At 69.2% G+C, this 26516-nt stretch carries 27 protein-coding genes; 6 read left to right on the top strand and 21 right to left on the bottom strand.

The annotated features are described in order from the left end of the window. Positions 1 to 56 precede the first annotated feature (56 nt). The 3 genes from ABIA71_RS03715 to ABIA71_RS03705 form a co-directional block, all read right to left on the bottom strand. The gene (locus ABIA71_RS03715) at positions 57 to 494 is read right to left on the bottom strand and encodes a rhodanese-like domain-containing protein (RefSeq protein ID WP_354283437.1); all 438 of its coding nucleotides are present in this window, start codon (positions 492 to 494) and stop codon (positions 57 to 59) included. Positions 495 to 582: 88 nt separating this feature from the next. Continuing rightward, positions 583 to 1017 carry a hypothetical protein gene (locus tag ABIA71_RS03710; protein WP_354283237.1) on the bottom strand — a complete coding sequence of 145 codons (435 nt, stop codon included), beginning with the start codon at positions 1015 to 1017 and terminating at the stop codon, positions 583 to 585. A gap of 30 nt (positions 1018 to 1047) precedes the next feature. After that, positions 1048 to 1518: a YiiD C-terminal domain-containing protein gene (locus ABIA71_RS03705; protein WP_354283235.1), complete on the bottom strand. Its 471-nt coding sequence runs from the start codon at positions 1516 to 1518 to the stop codon at positions 1048 to 1050. 43 nt (positions 1519 to 1561) lie between these two features. Between ABIA71_RS03705 and ABIA71_RS03700 the strand changes: the two genes are divergently transcribed. The 3 genes from ABIA71_RS03700 (at position 1562) to ABIA71_RS03690 (ending at position 4797) form a co-directional block, all read left to right on the top strand. Continuing rightward, complete coding sequence (locus ABIA71_RS03700; RefSeq protein WP_354283233.1) at positions 1562 to 2338, top strand: uroporphyrinogen-III synthase; 777 nt, start codon at positions 1562 to 1564, stop codon at positions 2336 to 2338. Between the two features lie 108 nt (positions 2339 to 2446). Continuing rightward, positions 2447 to 3430, top strand: a complete 984-nt coding sequence (locus tag ABIA71_RS03695) for a uroporphyrinogen-III C-methyltransferase (protein WP_354283231.1) — start codon at positions 2447 to 2449, stop codon at positions 3428 to 3430. Next, positions 3427 to 4797: a heme biosynthesis protein HemY gene (locus ABIA71_RS03690; protein ID WP_354283229.1), complete on the top strand. Its 1371-nt coding sequence runs from the start codon at positions 3427 to 3429 to the stop codon at positions 4795 to 4797. Before ABIA71_RS03695 ends, ABIA71_RS03690 begins: the two co-directional genes overlap by 4 nt. A gap of 329 nt (positions 4798 to 5126) precedes the next feature. Here the strand turns inward: ABIA71_RS03690 and ABIA71_RS03685 are convergent, their stop codons facing one another. Continuing rightward, a complete protein-coding gene (locus ABIA71_RS03685; protein WP_102100653.1) occupies positions 5127 to 6422 on the bottom strand; it encodes an acetyl-CoA C-acetyltransferase in 1296 nt (431 codons plus the stop codon). Positions 6423 to 6514: 92 nt separating this feature from the next. Here ABIA71_RS03685 and ABIA71_RS03680 point away from each other — a divergent pair, with 92 nt between their 5' ends. Next, complete coding sequence (locus ABIA71_RS03680) at positions 6515 to 7402, top strand: hypothetical protein (RefSeq protein WP_354283227.1); 888 nt, start codon at positions 6515 to 6517, stop codon at positions 7400 to 7402. Between the two features lie 151 nt (positions 7403 to 7553). On the opposite strand, the gene ABIA71_RS03675 is transcribed toward ABIA71_RS03680, so the two are convergent. The 12 genes from ABIA71_RS03675 to glnA form a co-directional block, all read right to left on the bottom strand. Continuing rightward, positions 7554 to 8189 carry a superoxide dismutase family protein gene (locus ABIA71_RS03675; protein ID WP_354283225.1) on the bottom strand — a complete coding sequence of 212 codons (636 nt, stop codon included), beginning with the start codon at positions 8187 to 8189 and terminating at the stop codon, positions 7554 to 7556. A 50-nt stretch (positions 8190 to 8239) separates the two neighbouring features. Then, positions 8240 to 8806, bottom strand: a complete 567-nt coding sequence (locus tag ABIA71_RS03670) for a superoxide dismutase family protein (RefSeq protein ID WP_128095463.1) — start codon at positions 8804 to 8806, stop codon at positions 8240 to 8242. A 92-nt stretch (positions 8807 to 8898) separates the two neighbouring features. After that, positions 8899 to 10347 carry a nitrogen regulation protein NR(I) gene (gene ntrC, locus ABIA71_RS03665; protein WP_354283223.1) on the bottom strand — a complete coding sequence of 483 codons (1449 nt, stop codon included), beginning with the start codon at positions 10345 to 10347 and terminating at the stop codon, positions 8899 to 8901. Then, the gene (locus ABIA71_RS03660) at positions 10337 to 11395 is read right to left on the bottom strand and encodes a two-component system sensor histidine kinase NtrB (RefSeq protein ID WP_354283221.1); all 1059 of its coding nucleotides are present in this window, start codon (positions 11393 to 11395) and stop codon (positions 10337 to 10339) included. Before ABIA71_RS03660 ends, ntrC begins: the two co-directional genes overlap by 11 nt. Before the next feature lie 129 nt (positions 11396 to 11524). Continuing rightward, positions 11525 to 12007, bottom strand: a complete 483-nt coding sequence (locus ABIA71_RS03655) for a hypothetical protein (protein ID WP_354283219.1) — start codon at positions 12005 to 12007, stop codon at positions 11525 to 11527. Between the two features lie 6 nt (positions 12008 to 12013). Then, positions 12014 to 12364: a VOC family protein gene (locus tag ABIA71_RS03650; protein ID WP_354283217.1), complete on the bottom strand. Its 351-nt coding sequence runs from the start codon at positions 12362 to 12364 to the stop codon at positions 12014 to 12016. Positions 12365 to 12484: 120 nt separating this feature from the next. Further along, on the bottom strand, positions 12485 to 13390 hold the full coding sequence (locus ABIA71_RS03645; RefSeq protein WP_354283216.1) for an NAD(P)/FAD-dependent oxidoreductase: 906 nt from the start codon (positions 13388 to 13390) through the stop codon (positions 12485 to 12487). Positions 13391 to 13481: 91 nt separating this feature from the next. Then, complete coding sequence (mltA, locus tag ABIA71_RS03640) at positions 13482 to 14633, bottom strand: murein transglycosylase A (protein ID WP_354283214.1); 1152 nt, start codon at positions 14631 to 14633, stop codon at positions 13482 to 13484. Positions 14634 to 14737: 104 nt separating this feature from the next. Then, a complete protein-coding gene (locus ABIA71_RS03635) occupies positions 14738 to 15478 on the bottom strand; it encodes an N-acetylmuramoyl-L-alanine amidase (RefSeq protein WP_354283212.1) in 741 nt (246 codons plus the stop codon). Positions 15479 to 15750: 272 nt separating this feature from the next. Next, positions 15751 to 17187: an ammonium transporter gene (locus tag ABIA71_RS03630; protein ID WP_354283210.1), complete on the bottom strand. Its 1437-nt coding sequence runs from the start codon at positions 17185 to 17187 to the stop codon at positions 15751 to 15753. Between the two features lie 18 nt (positions 17188 to 17205). Further along, positions 17206 to 17544, bottom strand: coding sequence for a P-II family nitrogen regulator (locus ABIA71_RS03625; RefSeq protein WP_026070924.1), 339 nt, complete (start codon positions 17542 to 17544; stop codon positions 17206 to 17208). Between the two features lie 347 nt (positions 17545 to 17891). Next, positions 17892 to 19301 carry a type I glutamate--ammonia ligase gene (gene glnA / locus ABIA71_RS03620; RefSeq protein WP_038691327.1) on the bottom strand — a complete coding sequence of 470 codons (1410 nt, stop codon included), beginning with the start codon at positions 19299 to 19301 and terminating at the stop codon, positions 17892 to 17894. A 221-nt stretch (positions 19302 to 19522) separates the two neighbouring features. On the opposite strand from glnA, the gene ABIA71_RS03615 reads away from it, so the two are divergent. Together ABIA71_RS03615 and ABIA71_RS03610 are read left to right on the top strand one after the other, a co-directional pair. Next, entirely contained in the window at positions 19523 to 20317 is a 795-nt protein-coding gene (locus tag ABIA71_RS03615; RefSeq protein ID WP_354283435.1) for an undecaprenyl-diphosphate phosphatase, read from the top strand. A 72-nt stretch (positions 20318 to 20389) separates the two neighbouring features. Further along, complete coding sequence (locus ABIA71_RS03610) at positions 20390 to 21229, top strand: META domain-containing protein (protein ID WP_354283208.1); 840 nt, start codon at positions 20390 to 20392, stop codon at positions 21227 to 21229. Positions 21230 to 21295: 66 nt separating this feature from the next. On the opposite strand, the gene ABIA71_RS03605 is transcribed toward ABIA71_RS03610, so the two are convergent. From ABIA71_RS03605 to ABIA71_RS03585, 5 genes are all read right to left on the bottom strand, one after another. Then, positions 21296 to 21907: a YbhB/YbcL family Raf kinase inhibitor-like protein gene (locus ABIA71_RS03605; RefSeq protein ID WP_354283206.1), complete on the bottom strand. Its 612-nt coding sequence runs from the start codon at positions 21905 to 21907 to the stop codon at positions 21296 to 21298. Positions 21908 to 21917: 10 nt separating this feature from the next. After that, a complete protein-coding gene (locus ABIA71_RS03600; protein WP_354283204.1) occupies positions 21918 to 23987 on the bottom strand; it encodes a tetratricopeptide repeat protein in 2070 nt (689 codons plus the stop codon). 58 nt (positions 23988 to 24045) lie between these two features. Continuing rightward, positions 24046 to 25035, bottom strand: coding sequence for a YheT family hydrolase (locus ABIA71_RS03595; protein ID WP_354283433.1), 990 nt, complete (start codon positions 25033 to 25035; stop codon positions 24046 to 24048). A gap of 56 nt (positions 25036 to 25091) precedes the next feature. Beyond that, complete coding sequence (locus ABIA71_RS03590; protein ID WP_354283202.1) at positions 25092 to 25883, bottom strand: lysophospholipid acyltransferase family protein; 792 nt, start codon at positions 25881 to 25883, stop codon at positions 25092 to 25094. 181 nt (positions 25884 to 26064) lie between these two features. Beyond that, positions 26065 to 26502, bottom strand: a complete 438-nt coding sequence (locus tag ABIA71_RS03585) for a hotdog fold thioesterase (RefSeq protein WP_354283201.1) — start codon at positions 26500 to 26502, stop codon at positions 26065 to 26067. Between the last annotated feature and the right edge of the window lie 14 nt (positions 26503 to 26516).

Below are 26516 nucleotides of genomic sequence, written 5' to 3'. Positions count from 1 at the left end.
CTGCTATGCGGGCGTGTGGCGCCGCGCACAAGGCATGCAGCGCAATCGCGCGGAAATCAGTTGCGGCCCTTGACCAGCGGCAACTCGGCCTGCTGCCATGCAGGAATGCCGCCGTCGAGCACGCTGACCTGCTCGAAGCCGGCCTTCTTCAGCGCCTTGGCGGCGGTTTCCGAGGCATTGCCGGTGCGGCATACCAGCACCACCGGGCTCTGCTTGGCGTTGGCCACCAGCTTGTGCTCCGGGCCGAATGCGCTGGGCTGCACGTTGCGGCTGCCGGCGATGTGGCCCTTCTCGAAATCGCTGCTGGAGGACAGATCGACCACGATCGCGCCACCGGCATTCATCAGGTGGGTCAGTTCGGCCGGCTTGAGCGACTTGAAGCCGCGGAACAGGCGGCGGACTTCGGTGACGATGATGGCCACGGTCAGGCCGACCAGGGCCATCGACAACATCGGGTTTCGGCCGGCAAAGGCCAGCAGCTCTTCGTAATTCACTAAGATCACGGGTCGATAATCGGGCGCCGATTGTCGCACATGCGGGCGAATCGGCGTCCAGCCCCCGTCCGGGCGGGGCCCGGCGGGCTCAGAGTTCCTGCCAGAGGTCCGGCAGGCCGTTGGCCTGGAGCCAGCGCTTGCCGTCGGCGTCCCAGCGCCAGATTTCCTTCACGCGCATGGTGCGCTCGGCCTGGGTGTTGTTGTTGATCACCCGCACCTCGGCGTTGCGCCCCACCCGGCCATCGGGCAGCGGCACGTTGTCGCCGGCCCGATAGCTGGAAATCTTCACCTGCTCGTAGCGGCGCAGTTCCAGGTCGGTCAGCGGGTGGACCTTGGCGTATTCCGGGTCCAGGTACGGCAGGGCGTCCTCGACGGTGCCCCAGCGCATGGTGGAGTCGTACTTGACCTGGGTCTCTTCCAATTCCTTGCGCTGCTTCTTGGTGGTTTTCGGCTCGGCGGCCAGCGCGCTCACGCTGGTCAGCGCGAACAAGGTCAGCAGCAGGATCTGAAACATACGGCGCATGCGAATTCCCCAATCGGCAAGGCGCCCATCCTACCGCCTTGCGAAGGCCACGAAACGCCCGGTCAGTTCAGCCGCCGGCTTGCCCGCGGTGCCGGGCTGGCGGGCCACCAGCCCGATCCTCGCCTTGCCGCGCTGGGCGAAGGTGGTCAGGAAGCCGTCCCAGTCGGCCGGGTCGGCGGCCTGGGCCTGGGCATGCAGGTCTTCATAGACCGGGGCCAGGTAGCGCACGTGGCTGTCGGCCACGTAAACGTCGGCATCGAACCCGGCCAGGCGCAGGCGCAGGGTCACCAGCGCCCACCCGGACAGGGTGAGGGCCGAGGCCAGGCTGCCCCCGAATGCATTGCCCTTGTCGTTGACGTTGGCCGCCAGCGGCGCGCCCAGGTCGAGCATGCCATCGCGGTAGGACACCACGCGGATCTGCATGGCCGCCACCGGGGGCATGCGGTCGAGCACGTGCTGCAGTTCGGCCAGGTGCGCGGACAGGGATTCAGGATTGGACATCGATACGACAACGTAACGGCAAAGGGCTCGCATAATGCCCGCAATGAACAGCGATGCACATGTGCCGGAATGGACCCTGATTTCACTGCGCCCGCGTGGCCAGCATGCGCCGTTGCGGCGTGCTGTGCAGGCTGCGGGCGCTACGGTGCTGGCGCTGTCGCCGTGGGCGCTGCAGGTGCGCGACGACGACGCCACCCGCGCCCGGCTGGCGCGTGCGCTGGCCGCGCAGCGGGTGGTGTTCAGCAGCCCGGCCGCAGTGCACGCGGCGGCGCGCCTGCTGCCCCTGAACGCGCCCCGTGCCGGTATCTGGCTGGCGGTGGGCGCGGGTACCGCCGCGGCATTGCATGCCCATGCGGCCGGCCCGGTGCTGGCGCCCACGCGCATGGATAGCGAGGGTCTGCTGGCCCTGCCTGAGCTGGCCGCCCTGGACGGGCTGGACGCGGGCCTGGTCACCGCCCCGGGGGGCCGCGGCATCATCGCCGCCACCCTGGTCGCGCGCGGCGCCACGCTGCACCGCGCCGATGTCTACCAGCGGGTGCCCTTGCCCCTGCCACCCCGCGCCCTGCAGCGGCTGCGCCGCCGCGCCGCGCCATGGGTGGTGGCACTCAGCAGTGGCGAAGCGCTGGAGCTGCTGCTGGCCAAGGTGCCACAGGACCTCCTGCCCCGACTGCGCGCCTCCCTCGTGGTGGCGGCCAGCGCGCGGCTGGCGGACCAGGCCCACGCGGCCGGCTTCGCCCGGGTCTGCGTCGCCGAGGGCCCCCTACCACGCCAGCTGGTGCAGGCCGCACACGCGGCGATCATCACTTCCGCATCTTCCTGAACAGGCGACGTTCGCGGCCTTGCGGGCCGCGCGCACGGCGGGTGATGCTGTGCACCACGTCGCGCGCCAGCTTGTGGACACCCCGGCGCGCGCGACAAGGATGCCCGCATGACTGACGACGTTTCACCACCGCCTGCCCCCCGTTCCCTGCGCTGGATCGTGCCGCTCGCGGTCGTGCTGCTGATCGGCGTGGGCGTGGCCTGGGGCTGGACCCGCTGGCAGGCCGAACAGGCGCGGGTCGCGCAGGCACAGGCCGATGCCGGGCTGCAGCTGCAGGGCCTGGTGGACAGCGTGGAAGCGCTGCGCCGCGACCAGCGTTCGACCTCGCAGCGGGTGCAGGACGCCGCGGCCACCAACCGCGTGCTGCGCGATGAAATGCTGGGCCTGAGCCAGCGCAACGCGCTGCTGGAAGACAACCTGGCCAAACTGGCCGACAGCACCCGGCATGGCGCGCAGGCGCTGCAGCTGGAAGAGACCGAACTGCTGCTCGGCCAAGCCGCACAGCGCCTGGCCTACGCCGACGACGTGGACGGTGCCAAGCGCCTGTATGCGTTGGCGGCCGCCACCCTGGCCGATGTGCAGGGCAACGACTATCTCAACCTGCGCCAGGCACTGATGCAGGAGCGCAATGCCGTGGACGCGCTGGGCCCGGGCGTGCGGGCCACCACCGGCGCGCAGCTGGCCGCGTTCGCCACCGCCCTGGAACAGGTACCCGAGCAGGTGGATGCCGGCGCCGGTGCAGCCGCCGGCACGCCGTGGTGGCATCAGGTCTTGGCCCCCTTCGTGACCATCACCCCGACCCGCACGCAGGGCCCGTTGACCGACGCCGACCGCGTGTCCGGCTGGGATTCCCTGCAGCTGGAACTGACCCTGGCCCGCGCTGCGGTGGAGCGTGGCGACCAGGAGGGCTTCACCCGCGCGGTGGACCGCGTGGCAGCCTGGCTGCCGCGCCTGTGGCCGGATTCACCCGCCCTGCGCGAGCGTCGTGCTGAACTGCAGCAACTGCGTACGCGCGTGCTGCATCCTGCGGTACCCGAACTGGGCAGCACCTTGCAGCAACTGCGCGCGATGCGCGATGGAGATGACCGATGAAACCCTTCCAATCCCTGGTGGTGCTGTTGTTGGCGGTAGCCCTTGGCGTGATCGCCTCACAGTTCCTGGGCACCGAACAACTGCGTCAGTTCGGCGAGGTGATTTACCGCTACGGCGGCAACGACTACCGGTCCACGGTGCCGCAGGTGGCCTTGATGGTGCTGGTGGGCCTGCTGGTGCTGTGGCTGCTGTGGAGCCTGCTGGCCTCGCCGTTCCGCGCGTGGGGCCGGTATCGCCGCAAGCAGGGCCGCGCCCGCCTGATCGACGGCATCCAGGCGCACGAACAGGGCCAGTGGCAGCGCGCTGAAAAGCTGCTGGAAAGCGCCGCCGAAGACAAGGAAGTGACCGCCGTTGCGATGGTCACTGCGGTCCGCAGCGCGCAGGCGCGCGACGACCAGGCGGCCGTGAACCAGTACCTGCAGCGCCTGGCCGGGGAAGACGCCACCCTGCATGCCCTGCTGCAGGCCGAGCGCCTGCTGGTGCAGGAGCGCCCGGTGGATGCGATCAACCTGCTGGACACCGCCACCATTCAACCGCTGCCGCCGCGCGGCCTGTGGCTGCGTACCGAAGCGCTGGCCCGCGCCGAGCGCGCGCATGAGGCGTACGGCCAGTTGGGCGCGCTGCGCAAACAGAAGGTCCTGCCCGATGAGGCCGTGGCCGAACTGGAAACCCGCCTGGCGGCGCAGTCGCTGCTGGAAGCGGGCGACGTCAATGCGCTGGCCGCGCAATGGGAGGCCACGCCGAAGGCGCTGCGCAGCGATCCGGACGTGGTGTCGGCTTATGCACTGCGTGCGGTCGCGCTGGACTGGGACGAACCGGCCCTGCTCAACATCGAGCAGGCGCTGGACACGCGCTGGGACGAGTCGCTGGTGACGTTGTACGGGCAGATGCCGGTGGACAAGCTGGCCACGCGCCAGGCCAACCTGCAGCGTTGGTTGGCCAACCAGCCGGCCAGCCCGGCATTGCTGCTGGCGCTGGGCCGTATTGCGACCCGCCAGCGCCAGCACAGCCAGGCCGAGGACTACCTGCACCGCGCCATTGCCGCCGGTGCCGGTCCGGCCGCGTGGGAAGCGTTGGGCCAGCTGTTCGTGGAGCGTGGCGAACCGGCGCTGGCCGCGCAGTGCTTCGCCAATGCACTGCGCCAGCAGCGCGGCGACGACAGCATCGCGCTGGCGCGGGCCGACGCGGTTGTCACGCCGCTGGGCCCGGTGGTTCCCGAACGCGCCACGGTGGAAGAGCAGTCGCTGATGTCGCAGCCGCTGCCGGTGCAGCCGGTGCGCCCGGTTGACCGCATCGATCCGGTGGACCCGGTCGACCCGCTCGTGCGCGATGACCGCGACGCATTCGGCAACCCGCGCCTGCCCTGATTGCGGGCGCCGGCCCGGCACACGGTAGTGCCGGCCGCTGGCCGGCTCCACGCACACGACCCGCCACCCGGTAGTGCCGGCCGCTGGCCGGCTCCACGCACACGGTCCGCCACCCGGTAGTGCCGGCCGCTGGCCGGCTCCACGCACACGGCCCAACACCCGGTAGTCCCGGCCGCTGGCCGGCTCCATGCACACCCGTCCAAGGTTCATGAAGAGCCGGCCAGCGGCCGGCACTACCGGTGTCGTGCAGCCACCCATGGGGTGGCTCTACCCCCCCAATGAAAAAGGCCGCCCTTGGGCGGCCTTTTCGGTTTGCGCATCCGGCCGGATCAGCGTTCGACGATCGCCACCACGCCCATGCCGCCGGCGGTGCAGATCGAGACCAGCGCGCGGCCACCGCCGCGTTCGGCCAGCTGCTTGGCCGCCGTGGCGATCACGCGCGCGCCAGTGGCGGCGAACGGGTGGCCGGTGGCCAGCGACGAACCCAGCGGGTTGATCTTGGCCGGGTCGATCCGGCCCAGCGGCGCGTCCAGGCCCAGGCGGTTGCGGCAGTAGTCTTCGCTTTCCCACGCCCGCAGCGTGCACAGCACCTGCGCGGCGAACGCTTCGTGGATTTCGTAGATGTCGAAATCCTGCAGGGTCAGGCCGTTGCGCTTGAGCATTTCCGGCACCGCGATGGTGGGCGCCATCAGCAGGCCTTCGCCGTGCACGAAATCCACCGCGGCCACCTGCGAATCGCGCAGGTAGGCCAGTGGCTCGTGGCCGTGCGCACGCGCCCATTCTTCGCTGGCCAGCAGCACCGCCGAGGCGCCGTCGGTAAGCGGGGTCGAGTTGGCGGCGGTCAGCGTGCCGCGCCCGGAGACCTTGTCGAAGGCCGGCTTGAGCGTGGCCAGTTTTTCCAGCGAGGTGTCGGCGCGCAGGATGTTGTCGCGCTCCACGCCACGGAACGGGGCGATCAGGTCGTTGAAGAACCCGCGCTCATAGGCGGCGGCCAGCTTCTTGTGCGAGGACACCGCCCATTCGTCCTGCGAGTCGCGCGAGATGTTCCATTCCTTGGCCATGTCCTCGCAATGGTCGCCCATGCTCTTGCCGGTACGCGGCTCGGCCACGCCGGGGAACTCGGGCTTGAGCTCGCTGAGCTTGAAGCCGCGGGTCAGTGCCTTGAGCTTGTCGCCGGTGCTCTTGGCGCGGTTGGCCGCCAGCAGGCGAGCGCGCAGCTTCTTGCCGTACACGATCGGCACGTCGGAGGTGGTGTCCGAGCCGCCGCCGATGCCCGAGTCGATCTGGCCCAGCGCGATCTTGTTGGCCACCGCGATGATGGTGTCCAGCGAGGTGCCGCAGGCGCGCTGCATTGTGATGCCGGGCGTGAGCGGGGACAGGCCCGAGGACAGCGTGGCTTCGCGGCCCAGGTTCCAGTCGCTGGAATGCTTGATCACCGCGCCCATCGCCACTTCGCCCAGCTGCTGGCCATGCAGGCCGAAGCGCTCGACCAGCGCACCGAGCGTGCGTACCGACATGCCGAGGTTGCCGACGTCCGAATAGGCCGTGTTCTGGCGGCAGAACGGGATGCGGACGCCACCGAGGATGGCGACGGGACGGGCGTTGGGCATGGAGATACCTGGCATGGGAGGGGTGTCTGCAACATGGCCTGCACGAAGGAGCAGGCATAATGGGGGCAAGTGTAGCTGCCGCCCTGTGATGGGCCAACCGTGAAACCATGAGCAAACCCGACCCCGGCATGAATGCCCTTGGCGTCTTGGCATTGGAACTGGCCGGTGGCGACGCGCCGCGCCATGCCGCGCTGTCTTCCGAACAGGCCGGCGAACTGGCCGAACGCGTCGGCCGTGACCTGGCCAAACTGGTCCCCGGCGTAAGCGGGCTGGACTTCGTGTTCGCCGGCGCGCATTTCGACCCGGCCGAAGTGTTGCGCCCGGGCTGGCCCGTGCACCGCCGGCTGGAAGAACTGCAGATGCGCGCCCCCGGCCGCAACGAAGGCCCGCGCCTGCTGGCCTTTGGCGCTGGTGCCGACGGCGACGTGCCGCTGCCCTTCCAGGCCGAGGCCACGCTGACCGGCGGCGGCCTGCGCGTGGTGCCGTTCCTGCTGACCGGGACCGACGTGGCGCAGACCCAGGCCGTGGCCGAGGCACTGGAAGAGGTGCTGCTGGCCCAGGGCATGGCCCAACCGGACACCGCACTGCTGGCGCAAACGGCTTTCGGCGCGCAGATCGAACACGCACGCTTCTTCACGGTGAACGACCTCGCCGCGATGATGTCGATGCAGTACGACAACCAGGGCCTGGCCGCACTGTGGCCGGTGATCGAAACCGCGTTGATGGCCCCGCGTTCGGAAGAATGGCTGGACGCGGCGCCGGAACCGCTGCTTCGATACGCCGATGGCGAAGTGCGTATGGCGCTGTTCGATCCCGCCGGCTGGTGCGCGTTCTACAACCACGGCACCGGCGACTGCGAGCGCCTGCAGGGCATCTACGACCAGTTCCTGATGCGCCAGCGGCAGATGGCCGCCGTGCTGGAAGCGCATGGCCTGCCGGTATTGTTCGTGCATTGCGAAGCCGGGCAGGACGCGCGCGAGCTGCTGACCCGGTAGACGGTGGTTGATGCACTCCGGTCGTGCTGGCCGCTGGCCGGCTCCCCGGGACGTCAATAGCGATCATGGCAGCCACGCATGGCGTGGCTCTACCCACGTTCCAAAAAAAACGCCGGCATCTGCCGGCGTTTTTCGTTCTGCATCGGGTCGGTTACGGCGCGGCCTTGATCACTGCACAGGCCAGGCGGGCACCGGCGTTGCCGGTCGGCTGGGTTTTGTAGTCGTCCGCGTCGGCGTGGACGATCAGGCCGCGGCCGATGATGTCGAAATCATCGCCCTTGCCGATGTTGACGTTGGTGGACACATCCGCGTCGACCACGGCGTTGCCCTGGGCGTCGGCCTTGATGTTGGGCATGTCGCCGCCGTGGTGCGGGGTGGCCGCCACGCTGCCGTGGTCTTCCTTGCCCGGGTTGAAGTGGCCGCCGGCGCTGGCGCCGTCCGGCGCGCTGCAGTCGCCCTTCTCATGGATGTGGAAGCCATGCTCGGAATTCGGCTTCAGGCCGCTGACCGCGCCCTTCACGTGCACCTTGCCGTCCACCACGCTGAAGGTGACGTTGCCCTTGACGGTGCTGTCCTTGGTGGGGGCCAGTTCGGCGGCGGCGGCCTGGTTGGCGTGCGCTTCGCTGGTCATGGCCGGCGGCGCGTCCGGGGTGGATTCGGCGGTCGGCTGGGCGGCCGTGGCTTCAGCGGCCGGGGTTGCTTCCGGAGTGGTATCGGCCGGCTTGTTGCAGGCGGTCAGGCCGAGCGCGGCGATGGCGGCGAACAGCGAGGTGTGGATCAGGCGCATGTGGAACTCCTTGCGGGTAGCGATGGAAAAAGCGGCGTCGGGCGGCGCGATCAGCGTGTTACCCGGATGACGCCGCAGGCGATTCTGGCGCCGGCATTGCCGGCGGGCTGACTGCGATAGTCGTCTGCATTGGCATGTACCACCAGTGCACGTCCTGCGATATCGGTGGCTGCACCGCCGCCAAGGGTAACCGCTGGCAAGCGCACATCCACGTTGACGCGACCCTGCGCATCGGCGCGCAGGTTGTCCATGTCGCCGGCATGGTGCGCACCGGCGCTGTTGCGGCCATGCGGCTGCGCGCCCGGATTGAAGTGCCCGCCCGCGCTGCTGGCGTCCACCGCGCTGCAATCACCGCGCTCGTGCACGTGGAACGCCGCCGTCTGCAGTGGCTGCAGGCCGCCGATGACGCCTGTGATGTGCACGCCCCGCGCATCGGGCACCAACGCCAGGCGCCCACTGACCAGGCTGGCCGACGCCGGCGACAGATTGGCTTCGGCCATTTTTGCCGTGCTCACCAACGGTACGGGCGGTGCGGTGGGGCGCGCTGGCGGGGTGCTGCCGCAGGCCGCAAGGCCGAAGGCAACCACTGCACCGAGGACGAGAGAGGAACTGCGCATGGAAAACTCCTTGGTTGCAAACTAACGACGTGCTCGTCCACGCACCATGAAAGCGGCGCGGACGCCGTGCACACATGCCGTGGACATCCGGTTCATCCGCCGCGACGGCGCCCGGCGCCGAGCTTGCGGGTCAGGGTGTTGCGGCCCATGCCCAGCCGCGCGGCCGCTTCGGCACGACGCCCGTGGGTGATCTGCAGGGCCGCTTCAAGCAATGCCTGGTCCACCCGGTCGCGCACCTGCGCGTGCAGGCCCTCGGCCCCTTCGGCCAGGCGCTGGCGTGCCCATGCCGACAGCAGGGTTTCCCACTGGCCCGGATCGCCCGCCGCGCGGGTACGCGGACCACCGCCGCGATGCAGCGCGCTGTCCACGTCGGCCACCCCGATGGTGTCCGAGGCGGCCAAGGCCGCCATGCGCCAGCACACGTTCTCCAGCTCGCGCACGTTGCCGGGCCAGTCATGTTCGCGCAGCGCCTGCAGTGCGGCCGCGGTGAGCCGTTTGGGCGGGGTGTCGAGCTTGCGTGCGGCGGCTGCCAGGAAGGTGTCGGTGAGCTGGGCGATGTCGTCGCGCCGTTCGCGCAGCGGCGGCAGCCGCAACCGCACCACGTCCAGCCGGTGCAGCAGGTCGGCGCGGAAGCGGCCCTGTGCCACCAGCGATTCCAGGTCCTGGTGGGTCGCGGCGATCACGCGCACGTCCACCCGGATCAGCTCGCGGCCGCCCACGCGGAAGAACTCGCCCTCGGCCAGCACGCGCAGCAGCCGCGTCTGCAGCGGCAGCGGCATGTCGCCGATCTCATCGAGGAACAAGGTGCCGCCGTTGGCCTGCTCGAAGCGGCCGACGTGGCGCCGTTGTGCCCCGGTGAACGCGCCGGCCTCGTGGCCGAACAGTTCGCTTTCCAGCAGCTCGGAAGGAATGGCCGCCGTGTTGAGCGCGACGAACGGCCCCTGCACACGCGGTGATTCGTGGTGCAGGGCATGCGCGACCAGTTCCTTGCCGGTGCCGGTTTCGCCGTTGATCAGCACCGACAACGGTGCCTGCGCCAACCGCCCGATCGCACGGAACAGCGCGCGCATGGCCGGGGTGTCGCCCACCAGCTGCGGGCGCTGGTCCGGCGTGGGTTCCACGGCCGCGGGCACCGGTGCATCCACCAGCGCGTCCTGCTCGGGCAATACGCGCTGGGCGAGCGCCACCGCATCGTCGAGATCGAACGGCTTGGACAGGAATTCCTGTGCACCGCCGCGGAAGGCGCCGGCGGTGCTGGCCACGTCGGTATAGGCCGACATCACGATCACCGGCAACTGCGGATGCGCCGCCTTGAGCTTGTCCAGCAACACCAGGCCATCGTCGCCGGGCATGCGCACGTCGGTGAACAACAGGTCCGGTGGCGGTTGGGTGTCGAGCATGGCCAGCGCCGAGGCAGCGCCGTCGAAACCTTCCACGCGATAACCGGCGTCGCGCAGCGCGGTGCACAGCACGAAGCGGACCGCGCGGTCGTCATCGACCACCCAGACGCGCTGGGCGGTGCTGTCGGTGTCATCCGCCATGGGCGGCCTCCTCGGCGGGCGTGCCATGCCCGATCGGCAGCAGCACGGTGAAGACGGTATGCCCCGGACGGGAACGGTAGGTCAGCGTGCCGCGGTGTTCGCGCGCCACCTGCTGGGCCAGCGCCAGGCCCAGCCCGGTGCCTTCGGCGCGGCCGCTGACCAGCGGCAGGAACAGGTGCTCGGCCAGCTGCTCGGGCACGCCGCGGCCGTCGTCGGCAATCTCCAGGCGCAACGCCAGCGGGTGCAGCTGGTCGCCGATGCGCACGCCGTGTTCCACCCGGGTGCGCAGGGTGACGCTGCCGGCACCGGCCTGGATCGCGTTGCGCACCAGGTTCCACACCGCCTGGGTGAGGCGATCGGCATCGCCATCGAATTCGGGAATGCTGGGGTCGTAATCGCGCTGCAGCCGCACCGCCCAGCCGCCTTCGCTTTCAGCCAGGCGCAGCACGCGCTCCAGCGAGGCGTGGATGTTGAGCGGTGCGTGCGGCGCGGCCGGGGCCGGCGACAGCAGTTGTTCGAGCAGGCCGTTGAGGCGTTCGATCTCCGAGCCGATCAGCTCGATCAGCTCGCGCTCGTCCGGATCACGCTGGGCGTTGCGCCGGGCCAGCAGCTGCGCCGCTCCCTTGAGGCCGGCCAGCGGATTGCGCAGCTCGTGGGCCAGGCCCTTGAGCGCCGCACTGAGCGCGCTGGGCAGGGCCTGGGTGGGGTCCAGGCCGGGGAACTCGTCCACCGGATGTGCTTCAAGCAGCCACCCGCCTTCGTCCCACCGGCTCAGCCAGCCTTCGGCAAAACGCGGGGCGTCGCCCGGCAGCGCCAGGGCCAGCCGATGCAGGCGCAGGGTGTCGCGCTCGTCACGGGCCAGGAAGTGGGCCAGCGCCTCGCCCTGCACTTCCAGGGAGGCCAGCGGCTGGCCGATCAGGCGGCGCACGCTGACGCCCAGCCAGCGCGCGAACGCCGGGTTGCAGCCCACCACGCGGCCGCTGGCGTCGGCCCAGGCAACCGGGGTGCCCAGGACGTCGAGGGCGGGAGGGGCTAGTGCGGAGGTCATTGCACCAATGTAGTGCAAAAGTGGAGGGGGTTGAATCACAAGCAGCGGGCCGCGGGGGAGAGCACTGTGTCGCGCGTCTTCGTTCATCCTGGTCAGCTGGCCGCTAGGGCCCGACAGATCGTAGATCTGTCAGGCAGCACACGAATACTTCTCGAGTGCGTCAACAAGCTCGACTTTAATCTCCGCAGCCGTGCCGATGATGCCATTGGCCAACTTGACCAGCTCGTCATCGAGATCGTCGAGAGCGTAGTAGACCTCCTCGGGAAGCCGCGCGGTGCTTGCTACCTGCATGGCGGCCCGGGAAGTTTCGAGTGCTGAACGCCGGCCGGACCGGAACTGCACCAGCAGTTCGCGTAGAAGCCAGCGTCCAGCGGTTTGCCACTCCGCGTTATAGGTGACGGCCTGCAGCGCCTCCATGGCTGCATCGCGGTCACGTGCCGTGGCAATCTCGATGATCTCGATGGCCGGGGTATCCCGCGCGTCGATTCTGGCGAATGCCCATTCCCTACCGGCATCCACGTGCAGTATGCCCAGCGCCAGCCCGGTCCAGAAGAACGCGCAGGCAGTGGCATCATCTGCGATGTCCACGTACGTCGGATACGTCGCGTCCATGACCGCCTACGCGTGCTGCAGGATGTTGACCAGCCGCCCGAACGGGTCGCGTACGTAGAACCGCCGCACGCCCCAGGGTTCATCGGCCGGCCCGTATTCGAGCGCAATGCCCGCGTCACGCACCCTGCGCAGCGCCTCCTCCAGGTCGTCCACCTCCACGGACAGGTCGGGCACGTCGGTCCCCGAACCGCCCTCCTGCGCGACGCTGACCTGCACGGTCATGGCATTCGGGCTGGCGTAGGTACGGATCCAGCCATGATCCATGGCCAGCTTCAGCCCCAGGATGTCCCGATAGAAGCGATCGGCGAGCGCTGGGTCTTCGGTGCGGAGATTGGCGATGATGCGTTTGACCTGCATGGAGATTCCTTTCCATCTGCGAGGGCGGAGCATGCGCGGGCTGCGTGTGCGACTGTAATGCAGGACGGGGACACGGAGCAGCAGAGGCAATGCGGGGGGCGCACGCGCACAGGCGGCGCCTCAGTCCAGCAGACCCACCAGTGAATGATGCACGGCCACGCCGGCGAGCGCGCCCTCGCCGACCGACAGCGCGATGTTGCCCGCCATGCGGGCCGCGTCGCCGCAGGCGAACACGCCTTCCACGGTGGTCTGCTTGGCCGAATCGGCGGTGATGCAGCCGGCGTCCTGCAGCTCGCACCCCAACTGTTGGGCCAGGTCGCAGGACAGGCGCGACACCGGGGCGACGAACAGCGCATCGGTGACAATGCGGCGGCCATCGGTCAGCACCACGGTGGCCTGCTCATCCACGCGCAGCACGGGCGTGGTTTCGATGACTACGCCGCACGCGTCCAGCCGCGCCTTCTGCGCCGGATCGATGCGCGCGGCATCGCTGCAGAACAGGGTGACGTTGCCCCAGTCGCACAACAGCAGCGCCTGCCCGGCCCCGCCGTCGTCGGAGCAGCCGACCACCCCGATGCGGCCTTCCTGCAGCTCGTAGCCGTGGCAGTACGGGCAGTGCAGCACGCTCCTGCCCCAGCGCTCGGCGAGGCCGTCGATGGTGGGCAGCGTATCGGTGACGCCGTAGGCCAGGATCAGCCGGTGGGCCGAAAAGCGCTGGCCGCCGTCGCACTGGATGCCAAAGCGCTTGCCGCCGTCCAGGACCTCGGCACGTACCGCGCGCCCGGTGAGCCAGGCCAGGGTCGGATAGCGCATCAGTTCGCCACGCGACTGCGCGGCGATCTCGGCCGGGGCCATGCCTTCGCGGCCCAGGAAGCCATGGGCGACTTCCGCGTTGCGGTTGCGCGGGGTGCCGCTGTCGATGACCAGCACGCTGCGCCGGGCCCGCACCAGTTGCAGGGCCGCGGACATGCCGGCATAGCTGCCGCCCACGATGATGACGTCGAATCGGTCGGGGAGTGCGCTCATGGAGCCGGATCACCTTGCCAGGGAGCAGCCCGGGCGGGATGCGAACGGCGAGCATAGGACCGGTGCGTGAAGCAGGCCTCACGCCCTGGGGCTACGGCGCGGTCGGCAACGCCGCACCCTTGGGCCACAGCATCCAGATGGCCCCCTTCTGCTTCATGTCCCCGGCCAGTTTGCCGGCCACATCGCCGGTGCCCCAGAACAGGTCGGCACGCACTTCGCCGGCAATCGCACCGCCGGTGTCCTGCGCGGCCACCGGGCGCACCACCGCCGTGCCGTCCGGGCGCGTGGTGGACAGCCACAGCAGGCTGCCCAGCGGCACCACGGTGCGGTCCACCGCGACGCTGTAGCCGGCGGTGAGCGGCACGTTCAACGAACCGCGCGGGCCTTCGTCGCCGTCGGGGCCCTTGGTGAAGAACACATAGCTGGGATTGCTGGCCAGCAGCTCGGGCACGCGCGCCGGATGGGCGATGGCCCAGGCACGGATGGCGTCCATGGTGACGTCGTCCTTCTTCAGCTCGCCCTGCTCCACCAGCCAGCGCCCGATCGGGCGGTAGGGGTGGCCGTTCTGGTCAGCGTAGGCGATCCGCAGGTGGCGGCCATCGGCCAGCACGATGCGGCCCGAGCCCTGGATCTGCAGGAACTGCAGGTCCATCGGATGGGTGAGCCAGGCCAGTACGGGGGCTTTGACGCCTTGGGCGGCAATCGTCGCGGCATCGTCGTAGGGCTTGAGTACGCGCCCCTCCACACGGCCGCGCAGGCGCTTGCCCTTGAGCTCGGGATACACGCTGTCCAGCTGCACGCTGACCATGTCGCCGGGCACGCCATAGACGGGCACGGTGGCCTGCGCGGTACGGGTCAGGCTGCCGGGGTAGATGGGTTCGTAGTAGCCGGTGATCAGGCCATCGGCGCGGTTGCCGGCGGCGCGCAGGGCGTAGACGTCCAGGCGTTCCTGCAGGAACTGGCGGATGGCGGCCGGGGTGGTGCCGACACTGGCTGCCGCCGTGCAGGTGGATGCCCAGGTGGTGTCGGTCTTCAGGCGCGGGCACCCGTTGCGCCACGCCGCGAAGCCGGCCTGCAGGTCGGCATCGGAGACGGCGGGCAATGCGGTCCAGGCCGCCTTGACGTAGGTGTTGGCGGGCGCGCTGGGGCGCTGCGGGGACACGGCGCAGCTGGTCAGCAGGGCCAGGCCGATGAGCAGTGCCGCGGGAAGTCGGCGTGCGGCGATGAGGCGGGTAATTGTCATGGGCGAGGGTCCTGAAATCGTGGCGCCGATGGTGGGTCGGCTGGCGCAGCTGGAATCGTAGAGCCGACCGTTGGTCGTCTGGCGCGGCTGGGATCGCGTGGCGGTCACGGCGTCTGCCGCAGCAGCGAATGCAGGATGCGGGCGTCTTCGGCATCCAGTGTGGCGGGCAGGTCATCGCGGCCGCGGAAGCGGCGATGGAACGCGCCGACGGCGGCATCGCGGTCGTCCAGCGGGTAACCGAAGGCCTGCAGCGCGAGGTACGCATCGAATCCCGCCGGTGCGGGTCCGTCGCTGTCGCGCGGCCACACGCCGAATCCGGCCTGGGCCAGCTGCTGCCAGGGGAAGAAGCGGCTGGGGTCCTGCTTGCGGGTGGGGGCGAGGTCGGCATGCCCGATCACCTGCGTGCGCGGGATGCGCAGGCGGGTGCACAGGTCGTCCAGCAGGCCGATCACGGCGTCGATCTGCGCGGGCGCGAACGGGGTGTCGCCATCGTTGTCGATCTCGATGCCGATCGAGGTCGAGTTGAGATCGGTGAGGGTGCCCCAGCGGCCCGGCCCGGCGTGCCAGGCGCGGCGGTCGTCGCCCACCAGCTGGTAGATGTGGCCGTCGGCACCAACCAGATAGTGCGCGCTGACTTTGCCCCCGCTGTTGGCGCTGCGCAGGGTGTCCAGGCTTTCCTGCACCGAGTGCTGGTCGGTGTGGTGCAGCACGATGATGACCGGGCTGCGGGCGTTGTAGTTGGGCGACGGTACCCAGCTGGCGAGCGGGCTGCGAATGCCGGGGCTGGCGCACGCAGCGAGCAGCAGGCAGGCGAACAGCGGAAGTACGGTGCGGATGAGGCGCATGCCTGCATTGTGCGGGATTCTGCGCGCGGTTGCCGGCGGGCGGGTGTGTCTGCGTGGGCGGTAGAGCTACGCCATGCGTGGCTGATTGCGAACGCCCAACAAAAAGCCGGCGACCCGAAGGCCGCCGGCGAAGGTACTGCTTCTCTCTCGCTTTTCTTGTTTCTTTCGTTGCCGGGCAGAGCCCGGCACTACGGTGGGTTGCTTGCCGGGCAGAGCCCGGCGTTACGTTGGTTGGTTGCCGGGCAGAGCCCGGCGCTACGTGCCGGTGGCGGTCAGGCCTCGTAGGCGGATTCGCCGTGCGAGGTGACGTCCAGGCCGGTGCGCTCGGCTTCTTCGGTGACGCGCAGGCCGAACACCATGCGTACCACCAGCAGGATCACCGCGGTGACCACGGCGCACCAGACGATGGTGAAGCCGACGCTGACCAGCTGCACCCAGACCTGGTGGCCGATGTCGAGATCGGCCTTGGTGCCGCCCAGCGACTGCGCACTGAACACGCCGGTGAGCAGGGCGCCGACGATGCCGCCGATGCCGTGCACGCCGAATACGTCGGCGGTGTCATCCACGCGCAGCAGGCGCTTGAGACCGGTCACGCCCCACACGCAGACCACGCCGGCCGCCAGGCCGATCACGATCGCGCCCAGCGGGCCAACAGTGCCGCAGGCCGGGGTGATGCCGACCAGGCCGGCCACCGCGCCGGACGCAGCGCCCAGCGCCGACGGCTTGCCCTTGCTCACCGCTTCCACCAGCGTCCAGCCCAGCACCGCGGCGGCGGTGGCCAGGATGGTGTTGAGGAAGGCCAGCGAGGCCACGGTGTCGGCGGCGGCGGCCGAGCCGGCGTTGAAGCCGAACCAGCCCACCCACAGCAGCATCGCGCCGATGTAGGTGAACGGCACGTTGTGCGGCTTCAATGCGGTCTGGCCGTAGCCGATGCGCTTGCCGACGAAGTACGCGCCGACCAGGCCGGCCACGCCCGCATTGATGTGGACCACGGTGCCGCCGGCGAAATCGATCGCGCCCATCGCGCCCAGATAGCCGCCGCCCCACACGATGTGGGCCATCGGGATGTAGCTCAGGGTGAACCACAGCGCCGAGAACAGCAGCACTGCCTTGAACTTGATGCGCTCGGCGAAGGCACCGACGATCAGCGCGGTGGTGATGCCGGCGAAGGTCGACTGGAAGGCGACGAACAGGTAGTCGGGCAGGCCCTTGATCGGGGTGTTGCCGACCGAATCGGGGGTAAAGCCCTTGAGGAAGGCGAACTCGGTGAACGAGCCGAAGAAGGCGTTGCCTTCACTGAACACCGCGCTGTAGCCGTAGGCCACCCACAGGATCAGGATCAGCGAGAACACCACCAGGATCTGGCTGAGGATGGACAGCACGTTCTTGGAGCGCACCAGGCCGCCATAGAACAGGGCCAGGCCGGGCACCACCATCAGCAGCACCAGCAGGGTGGAGGTGAGCATCCAGGCGACGTCGCCGTGGTCGAAGCTGGGCGCGGCAGCGGCCGCGGCGTCGGCGGCCGGTGCAGCCGGCGCGGCGGCAACGGGCAGCGGCTCGACCGCGACCGTTTCCGAGGGTGCCGGGGTGACCTGCGCCTGGGCCTGCGCGGTGCTGGAGAACGCACCAACGGCCAACGCGCTGACCAGCATCAACAGGCACACGGCATGGAACCGGGCTTGCCACCCGGTGAACAAAGAGGTCTTCATTGTGGGCTCCGAGTGGGGTTAGAGCGCGTCAGCGCCGATTTCGCCGGTGCGGATGCGAACGACCTGTTCGACCGCGGTCACGAAGATCTTGCCGTCACCGATCTTGCCGGTGCCGGCCGCGTTCTGGATCGCCTCGACCACCGCGTCCAGGCGGTCGTCGGTGACCACCGTTTCGATCTTGATCTTCGGCAGGAAATCCACGACGTACTCCGCGCCGCGATACAACTCGGTGTGGCCCTTCTGGCGCCCGAAGCCTTTCACTTCGGTCACGGTGATGCCCGACACGCCTGCATCGGAGAGGGCCTCGCGGACCTCGTCGAGCTTGAACGGCCGGATGATGGCGGAGATCAGTTTCATGCGCATGTCCCGATGGTGGATGGAACCGGCGGTGTGTTGCTGGCCGGTGTCAGGTCAGCGGGCGGCCACTTGCACATGGCCGCCCCCTGGTGCGCCGAACGATGCATGGGCCTCGCCACTGCCGTGGTCCTTGCGGGCCACGGTAGCGGTGACGCGGGAGGGAGGAGGGGCCCATGGCACGCGTCCGGTCTCTCTTGCCCCTGGTGGTGCAGCGGACCAACGGTCCGCTCTACCTTTACAGCGGACCAACGGTCCGCTTTGCGGCGTGCCTTGCCGGCTCCCCAGCCGGAAAGGCAGTGACGATGACGAAGGTGGGAGGGAGGTCCTTCGTCATCGTCACCGGTTGCTCAGTTGGCGTAGTACATCTGGTACTCGAGCGGGTGCGTTGCGGCGCGGAAGCGGGTCACTTCCTGCATCTTCAGCGCGATGTAGCCGTCGATGAAGTCGTCGCTCATCACGCCGCCGGCCTTCAGGAACTCGCGGTCCTTGTCCAGCGCTTCCAGGGCCTGGTCCAGCGAGGAGCAGACCTGCGGGATCAGCTTCTCTTCTTCCGGCGGCAGGTCGTACAGGTCCTTGTCGCTCGGTGCGCCCGGGTCGATCTGGTTCCGGATGCCGTCCAGGCCGGCCATCATCAGCACGGTGAAGGTCAGGTAGCCGGACTGGATCGGATCGGGGAAGCGCATTTCGATGCGGCGCGCCTTCGGGTTGGACACCCACGGAATGCGGCACGATGCCGAGCGGTTGCGGGCCGAGTAGGCCAGCATCACCGGGGCTTCGAAGCCCGGGACCAGGCGCTTGTAGCTGTTGGTGCCGGAGTTGGCGAAGGCGTTGATGGCCTTGGCGTGCTTGAAGATGCCGCCGATGTACCACAGCGCCATCTGGCTCAGGCCGCCGTAGCCGTCGCCGGAGAACAGGTTGGTGCCGCCCTTGGACAGCGACTGGTGCACGTGCATGCCGCTGCCGTTGTCACCGACGATCGGCTTGGGCATGAAGGTGGCGGTCTTGCCGTTGCGGTGGGCGACGTTCTTGATGACGTGCTTCATGCGCAGCAGTTCGTCGGCCTTCTGCACCAGGGTGCTGAACTTGGTGCCGATCTCGCACTGGCCGGCAGTGGCCACTTCGTGGTGCTGCACTTCCACTTCGATGCCGACCTGTTCCAGGGTCTTGCACATTTCAGCGCGCAGGTCGTGCAGCGAGTCGGTCGGCGGCACGGGGAAGTAACCGCCCTTCACCGCCGGACGGTAGCCGCTGTTGGCGCCGTCGTACTTGTCACCGGTGCTCCACGCGGCTTCTTCGGAATCGATCTTGAAGAAGGTGTGGCCCATGTCGTTGGCGAAGCGGACCGAGTCGAAGATGAAGAACTCCGGCTCCGGGCCGAAGAAGGCCTGCTCGGCGATGCCGGAGGACTTCAGGTAGGCCTCGGCGCGCTTGGCGATGCCGCGCGGGCAGCGGCCATACGGCTGCATGGTGGCCGGGTCGAGGATGTCGCAGCTGATCACCAGGGTCGGGTCGGCGTAGAACGGGTCGATGTAGGCGCTGGCCGGGTCCGGGAGCAGGACCATGTCCGATTCGTTGATGCCTTTCCAGCCGGCGATCGAGCTGCCATCGAACATCTTGCCTTCTTCAAACAGCGACGGCTCCACGATGCTCACCGGGAAGGTGACGTGCTGTTCGATACCGCGCATGTCGACGAAACGCAGGTCGATGAACTCGATCTGGTTGTCCTTGATCAGCTTCTCAACGTTTTCCACGGACATCGGTGAAACCCTCGGATGGATGATTGCGTAAGTGGATAGAGCAATCGCCGTGCCAACTTTTGAATCTTCACAAGCCGTTGATTTCATTGGGCGCGCACCCGGCTCGCCACTGAAGCGGCCGCACCACATCGGTGCAACGGCCGCACCACGCACACATTTGGTGCGGCGTTTGATGTTTTATGCTCTACCGCGATTTCATCCATTCCGAGTCCCCGCACCCGATGTCCGACCTGCTCTCTGCCCTGTTGTTGGGCATCCTCGAAGGCCTTACCGAATTCCTCCCGATCTCCAGCACCGGCCACCTGCTGATTGCCCAGCACTGGCTGGGCGCGCGGTCGGACTTCTTCAACATCGTGATCCAGGCCGGCGCGATCCTGGCCATCACCCTGGTGTTCCGCCAGCGGCTGTGGTCGCTGGCCACCGGCCTGCACGAGCGCGCCAACCGCGACTACGTGATGAAGCTGGGCACGGCCTTCCTGGTCACGGCCGTGGTCGGCCTGCCGGTGCGCCTGGCCGGCTGGGAACTGCCCGAGACGGTCACCCCGGTGGCTTGGGCGCTGATCATCGGCGGCATCTGGATGATCCTCGTGGAAACCTACACCGCGCGCCTGCCCGACCGCGACGAGGTGACCTGGAAGGTGGCCATTCTGGTGGGCCTGGCGCAGGTGGTGGCCGGGGTGTTCCCGGGCACCTCGCGCTCGGCGGCGGCGATCTTCATCGCGATGCTGTTTGGGCTGAGCCGACGCGCGGCAGCCACCGAGTTCGTGTTCCTGGTGGGCATTCCCACCATGTTCGCCGCCAGTGCCTACGCGTTCCTGGAAATGGCCAAGGACGGCAAGCTCGGCAACGAGAACTGGACCGACGTGGGCGTGGCCTTCCTTGCCGCCGCCGTCACCGGCTTCGTCGTAGTGAAGTGGCTGCTGGGCTATATCAAGTCACACAAATTCACCGCGTTTGCGTTCTATCGCATCGCACTGGGCGCGGCACTGCTGCTGTGGTTGCCTGCTGGCAACTGAACACGGCCGATGCCGGCCTGACCCCGTTTCGCACGCTGCACCGTTTTTCCCCGGGTTCCCAAGGAGATGTCCATGAACCGCACCCGCACCCTGATGCTGATCCTGCCGCTGGCCCTGATGGCCGCCTGCAGCAACCCGTCCACCAACGCACCGGCCGGTACCGGCAGCGACGACCTCGCCCCCGCACCGACCGCTGCGGCCGACACCCAGGCCGCCGCCAAGCTGGACGTGCAGCGCCTGCAGGGCAACCACTGGCTGCTCGACAGCGCCACCGATGCCAGCGGCAAGCGCGTGGACGCCCTGTTTGCCCGTGCCGACAAGCCGGTCACGCTGGACTTCCACGATGGCCGCCTGTCGGTCAGCAACACCTGCAACCGCATGGGCGGCGGCTATACCCTGGCCGACGGCACCCTGACCGTGTCGCCGATGGCGTCGACCATGATGGCCTGCACCGACAAGGCGCTGATGGCGCTGGACCAGGCCGTGGGGGCGCGGCTGGAAGGCGCGCTCAAGGCTGAACTGGCCGGCCAGGGCCAGCTGACCCTGCGCACCGCCGCCGGCGACGTGCTGGTCTTCAACCCCGAGCCGACCGCCGAAACCCGCTATGGCGGACAAGGCGAGACGGTGTTCCTGGAAGTGGCCGCGCAGACCAAGCCGTGCTCGCACCCGATGATCCCGAACATGCAGTGCCTGCAGACCCGCGAAGTGTCGTTCGATGACAAGGGCCTCAAGCAGGGCACCCCCGGCGCGTTCGAGAACTTCTACGGCACCATCGAGGGCTACACCCACGAAGACGGCGTGCGCAACGTGGTGCGCGTGAAGCGCTACAAGATCGCCAACCCGCCGGCCGACGGCTCGTCGCTGGCGTATGTGCTGGACATGGTGGTCGAGTCGGAAACGGTCAGGAATTGACACGCGGAAGGGCGGCCAGAGGCCGCCCTTCTTCGTTTTACCACCGGATCGTGTGTGCCGGGTGGATCAGACCAGCGCCGGGTTCAACGTGTAGGTGCCATGCAACGCCGCTTCGGCCAGCACATGGCCGTGCATCGCCCGATGCACATCGGCAGCGGTGAACGGGGTCGGCAGGTCCAGCTGCGCCACGTCGAGTGCGAACAGCCGGAAGAAATACCGGTGCACGCGTTCGTCGTTGAACGGCGGGTACGGGCCGTCGTAGCCCAGGTACTGGCCGGCCATGTCCGGGTTGCCGGCAAACCAGCCGGTGAAGTCATTCAGGCCCTGCCGCGACCCGGCCGGACCGGCCGGCGTGGTCTTGCCCTTGACCGTGAAGCCTTCGCTGCAGCTGCCGGCCGCGATCTCGCGCAACGTGGCCGGAATGTCGGCCATGGCCCAGTGCACGAAGTCGGCGCGGGGCTGGTCGCGGGGCACGGTGCAGTCGTGCCGTCCCACCGTGTCCGGTACGGTCGGCACATCGGGGTCGATGCACAGCAGCGCGAACGAACGGGTACCCTCGGGCACCTCGCTCCAGGCCAGCTGCGGGTTGCGGTTGGGGGCGAAGCCAGCGGCGTCGCCCGCGGCGAATTCGGCCGCGATCGGCTGGCCATTCTGAAGGCTGGTGCTGCTCAGGCGCATGCGGAACTCCTCATTCTTCCGGGTAACCAAGGCGCACCGCGACCGGCGTCAGCAGCGCGAACGGCGCGGCCATCACGTCGCGGTACTGGCGCCAGTGGCCGGCAGGCAGGCGTGCCGGACCCAGCGTGGGCGCCGGCGGGAAACGCATGCCGAACAGACGGCCGAGGTGTTCGGCCATGACGGCCGGGTCGTTGCCGATGCCGTCGATGTTGACCAGCGCATGCGGGTACAGGTCCTGCTCGTGCAGGGTGGCCACCTGGGCCAGCGAACGCGCCAGCCATTCGGCCGCTTCGTCGATCCCGTTGACCGCGAACGGCGCCGGTGCGCCATGCGCCAGCCAATGCAGCAGCATGTCGCGCGGGTCGCGCAGCACCACCAGCAGGCGGCCTTCGGGCAGCTGCGGGCGCAGCGCCCACAACAGCGCGTTGTCCCACCACAGCAACCAGTCGATCACGTTGGCGTCGGCCAGGCCGCGCGACGGCAGCTGCTCGCGCCACTGCGCCACCAGCTGTTCGGGGCTGAGCGCGCCGGTCGAGAGGTTCTGCAGGGTGTGGTAGCTCTGGAAGGCGTCGTCCGGCGGGGTCTGGCCGAATCGATCGCCACGCAGCACGCCGCTGGCGGTGGCGATGGCCGCGATCACCCGCTCCACGCCCGACCCGGGGGCACCCCAGACCAGCATCGGGCGGGCCACGGTGTCCTCGCCGATGGTGCCCATGTCCGGCCAGCTCAGCGGCGCCTTGGCCTGCGGCGGCAGCGGCAGGCGTTGGCCGGCTTCGGCGGCGTGCGCGCCCACCCAGCTGCGCAGGGCGTCGGCATGCTGCCCGGCCTGGTCCTGGACCGCGCCCAGCCAGGTACGCAGGGTCGGCTTGGCCGCGTCCGGTGCGCTGTCATGGATGGCCTGCACGTGGGCGATCGCCGCCTGCGGGTCGCGTGCCAGCAGGCCGTCCACGATGCGGGTCTCGCCGCTGGCGCGGCCCGGCTCAAGCGCCACGATGCGGCGGGCCATCGCCTCGGCCGCCTCGCCTTCGCCGGCCATGTCGTGCAGGCGCATGCGCGTTTCCAGGGCCGGCAGGTGCTCGGGCATCGCCTGCAGCCAGCGCTCGCCCACGGCAACCGCCTCGGCGGCACCCACCACTTCGATGGACAGCCGCGCCAGCCACAGGTCGTGCAGCTGCGAGTGGGTTTCCAGCAATGCGTCCAGGGTGTCGCGGGCCTGCTGTTCGCGGCCCAGGCGCTGCCAGGCCATCAGCAGCAGCTGCAGCGTGTGGCGATCGGCGGGCGACTGTTCCAGCACCGGCAACAGATGTTCCAGGGCCTGCAGCGGCTGGCCGGACTGCAGTTCCAGCTCACCGGCCAGGCGGCGCGTGGCCGGGGTGTCGCCGTCGGGCTCGGCCAGCACCTGGCGCAGCGTGGCCGCGGCCGATTCGCTGTTGCCCTGGCGCAGCGCCAGCTGCACCAGCAGCGCGCGCAGCGAGGTCACGGCCGGATTGAGCTCCAGCACGCGGCGGAACGCCTGCTCGGCGAAGGCCAGCATGTCCTTGCTCATGTAGGCAAACCCGAGCGCGTACAGCACCCGCGCGTCGTCCGGCAGTGCTCGTGCGGCGGCCGACAGCAACGCCAGCGCGCGGTCGCCCTCGCCCCGGCGCAGCGCGATCATGCCGTTCAACGCGGCCAGCTCGGGGTTGTCCTCGTCCAGGCGGGTGGCGGTGCGGGTGATGCGCTCGGCTTCGTCCACGTCGTTGCGGAGCAGCGCCATGTGCGCCTGCATCAGGTAGGCGGAAAGCTCATTGGGATTGAGCGACGCGGTGCGGTCCAGCGCCGACCCGGCCGCGTCGAACTGGCGCAGCGCCAGCAGCAGGCCGGCGTGCTGCAGGTGCAGGTCGGCGTTGTCGGGGGCCAGCGCCAGGGCCTGCTGCAGGCTCTCCAGGGCGGCATCGAACTGGCCCTGCTGCTGCAGCGACAGCGCCAGCCAGCGGTGCGCCTGCGGCTGCTCCGGCTCGTCGGCGGTCCACTGGCGCGCAAGCTGCACGGCATCGTCGGCCGCATTGCGGCGCAGGGCTTGGAGGATCTTGTCTTGCATGACGGTCCAGCGTGGGTCAAACCTCGATTGTAGAGCACGCCCGCCGGGCCAAGCTCGCTCAGCGCACGGCTTCGGCGCGCAGCCGTTGGGAGACCCAGCGTTCGGAGAAGCCGTCGCCGCGCCAGTTCTCCAGGAAGCCGCAATGGCCGCCCCACGGGGCGATTTCCAGGTGGGCGTGGGCCGGCAGGCGCCAGTTGTCGAAGGTGGCGAACGGGATCACCGGATCGTCCTGCGCCATCAGGATGTCGGCCGGCACGTCCAGCCCGGCCAGCCGGTCGCCGGCAATCGAGTACCCGTCGAAGTAGGCCTGCAGCGAGCCGAAATCGGTGTGGTGCTCGACCAGCCAGGCAGTGAGGGCGCGGATGTCCAGCTTGAGCACCCGGTCGTCCCAGTCGCTCAGCTCGGGGAACAGGTCGCGCTTGCGGCGCAGCGAGCCGGCCCATTTGCGGCGGAAATACCAGTCGTACATCGCCGGGCCGTTCTCGATGCTCTCCATGGTGATGGCCGGGTCCAGCACCGGGCAGACCGACGCCACCCGGCGCAGCGGCACCCCGGCCGACGGCGCCCGCAGCGCCAGGCGCAGCACGAAGTTGCCGCCCAGCGAGTAACCGGCCGCGACCAGCGGCAACTGCGGCCAGCGCTGGGCGATATCGCCTGCGGCATGGACCACTTCGTCGATGCGGTTGGAGTGGAAAATGCCCGGGTTGAGGTGGTGGGTGTTGCCGTGGTCGCGGAAATTCAGCCGCACCACGTCGAACCCTTCCTCCAGCATGCGCGCGGCGGTCATGCGCATGTAGCTGGACTCGGCACTGCCTTCCCAGCCGTGCAGCAGCAGCGCCATGCCGATCGGCTCGCGGCCTTCCACGTGGCTGTGCCAGCCCTGCAGGCGAACGCCCTGACCGCCGTCCAGGATCAGCTCTTCGGTCATCGCCCCGGTGGCGGCAAGCAGCATCAGGCCGCGCTGCATGCGCATGCGGCTGGAGCTGAGCATCGACTGCAGGTGCGGATTGCGCAGCCAACGCGGCGGGCGGTAGTCGGCAGCGGTCAACATGGGCGGCAGCCTGCTCCCGGTTGCGACGCTGGCGCGTGAAGAGCCGACATGCGCTACTCGGCGTTCATCGCCGCCAGGATGCGCGTCCGCGAAGTTTCAGCGATGCGGCGACGGCCTTCCAGGTCGTGCGTACCAATGGGCGCGAGGAAATGCACCTCGGCGCGGCGGGCCGGCTCACCCAGCAGGCGCAGGAAATTGGCGAAGAAGCTCTCGCCCGGGCCGAACGCCACGATGGTCTGGGCGTCGCCGCGCCAGCCATAGCGCAACGCCACCGGCTGCACCGGGACCTGGGCTTCCACCGCGGCCTGGAAGATGCGGGCGTGGAACGGGCCCACTTCATGGCCGCCGCGGGTGCGCCCTTCGGGGAACACGCCCACGGCCTTGCCCTCGCGCAGGCGGACCACCATTTCCTGCATCACCCCGCCCAGCGACTCGGTGCTGCCGCGCTGGTGGAAGATGGTCTGGCCGCGGGCGGCCAACCAGCCCACCACCGGCCAGCTGGCGATCTCGCGCTTGGCCACGAAGCCCATCATGCGCTGGCTGTGCAGCATGTTGATGTCGACCCAGCTGACATGATTGGCCACGAACAGCACCGCGCCCGGCAGCGGCGTACCGATCCGGTGCAGGCGGAAGCCGAAGATCCACATCAGGCCGCTGGACCATGCGTTGACCGCGACGTGCTCGAACGGACGGTTGCCCACGCGCATGCGTCCCCACGGGGGCAGCATGGCGATCAGCAGCATCGGCAGAAACAGCAACAGGTGGACCAGCAGCAGCGGTACGCGGTACAGGTAACGGCACACACGCGCCACGCCGCCACGTGAGGCCGGGGTGGGGGAATTCATCCGCGCACGATACCCGAGCGCCGCAGGGTCTGCCAGCCGCAAGCGGCCAAATCGATAACGCGGGAGGGCCAGCGACCGCAAGGGGTCAAGCCGCTGCCCGGTTGCGGCACAGCGCCCGCGCCGACAGTGCGCCGGCGCACTGTGGCGGCCAACGCAACACAGCATCCATGCAGTGCCGCGATCAGCCCGGCGCGACCGCCGGCACCACGGCCAGGGTAAGCCGTGAGGTGCACACCAGGCGGCCACCGTCGTCTTCGATGCGGATGTCCCACACATGGGTGCTGCGGCCCACGTGCACCGCGCGCGCCGTGCCGGTGACCACGCCCCCGCGCATGGCGCGGATGTGGTTGGCGTTGATCTCCAGGCCCACGCACACCTGCTGGGTGGTGTCCACGCACAGGTTGCCGGCGCTGCTGCCGAGCGTTTCGGCCAGCACCACCGAGGCGCCGCCGTGCAGGATGCCGTAGGGCTGGCGGGTGCGCGCATCCACCGGCATGGTGGCGCTGACCCAGTCCTCACCGGCGGCGGTGAAGACGATGCCCAGGTGGTCGATGAGGGTGTTGCGGCTGAGTGCGTTGAGTGCCTCGATCGACACCGCCTCGCGGAATACCTGGGACATGCAGCAGCTCCGTG

Source organism: Stenotrophomonas sp. 2619 (assembly GCF_040548725.1).
In the GTDB taxonomy this organism is placed as follows: domain Bacteria; phylum Pseudomonadota; class Gammaproteobacteria; order Xanthomonadales; family Xanthomonadaceae; genus Stenotrophomonas; species Stenotrophomonas maltophilia_AP.
This window is presented reverse-complemented; position numbering and strand designations above follow the sequence as displayed.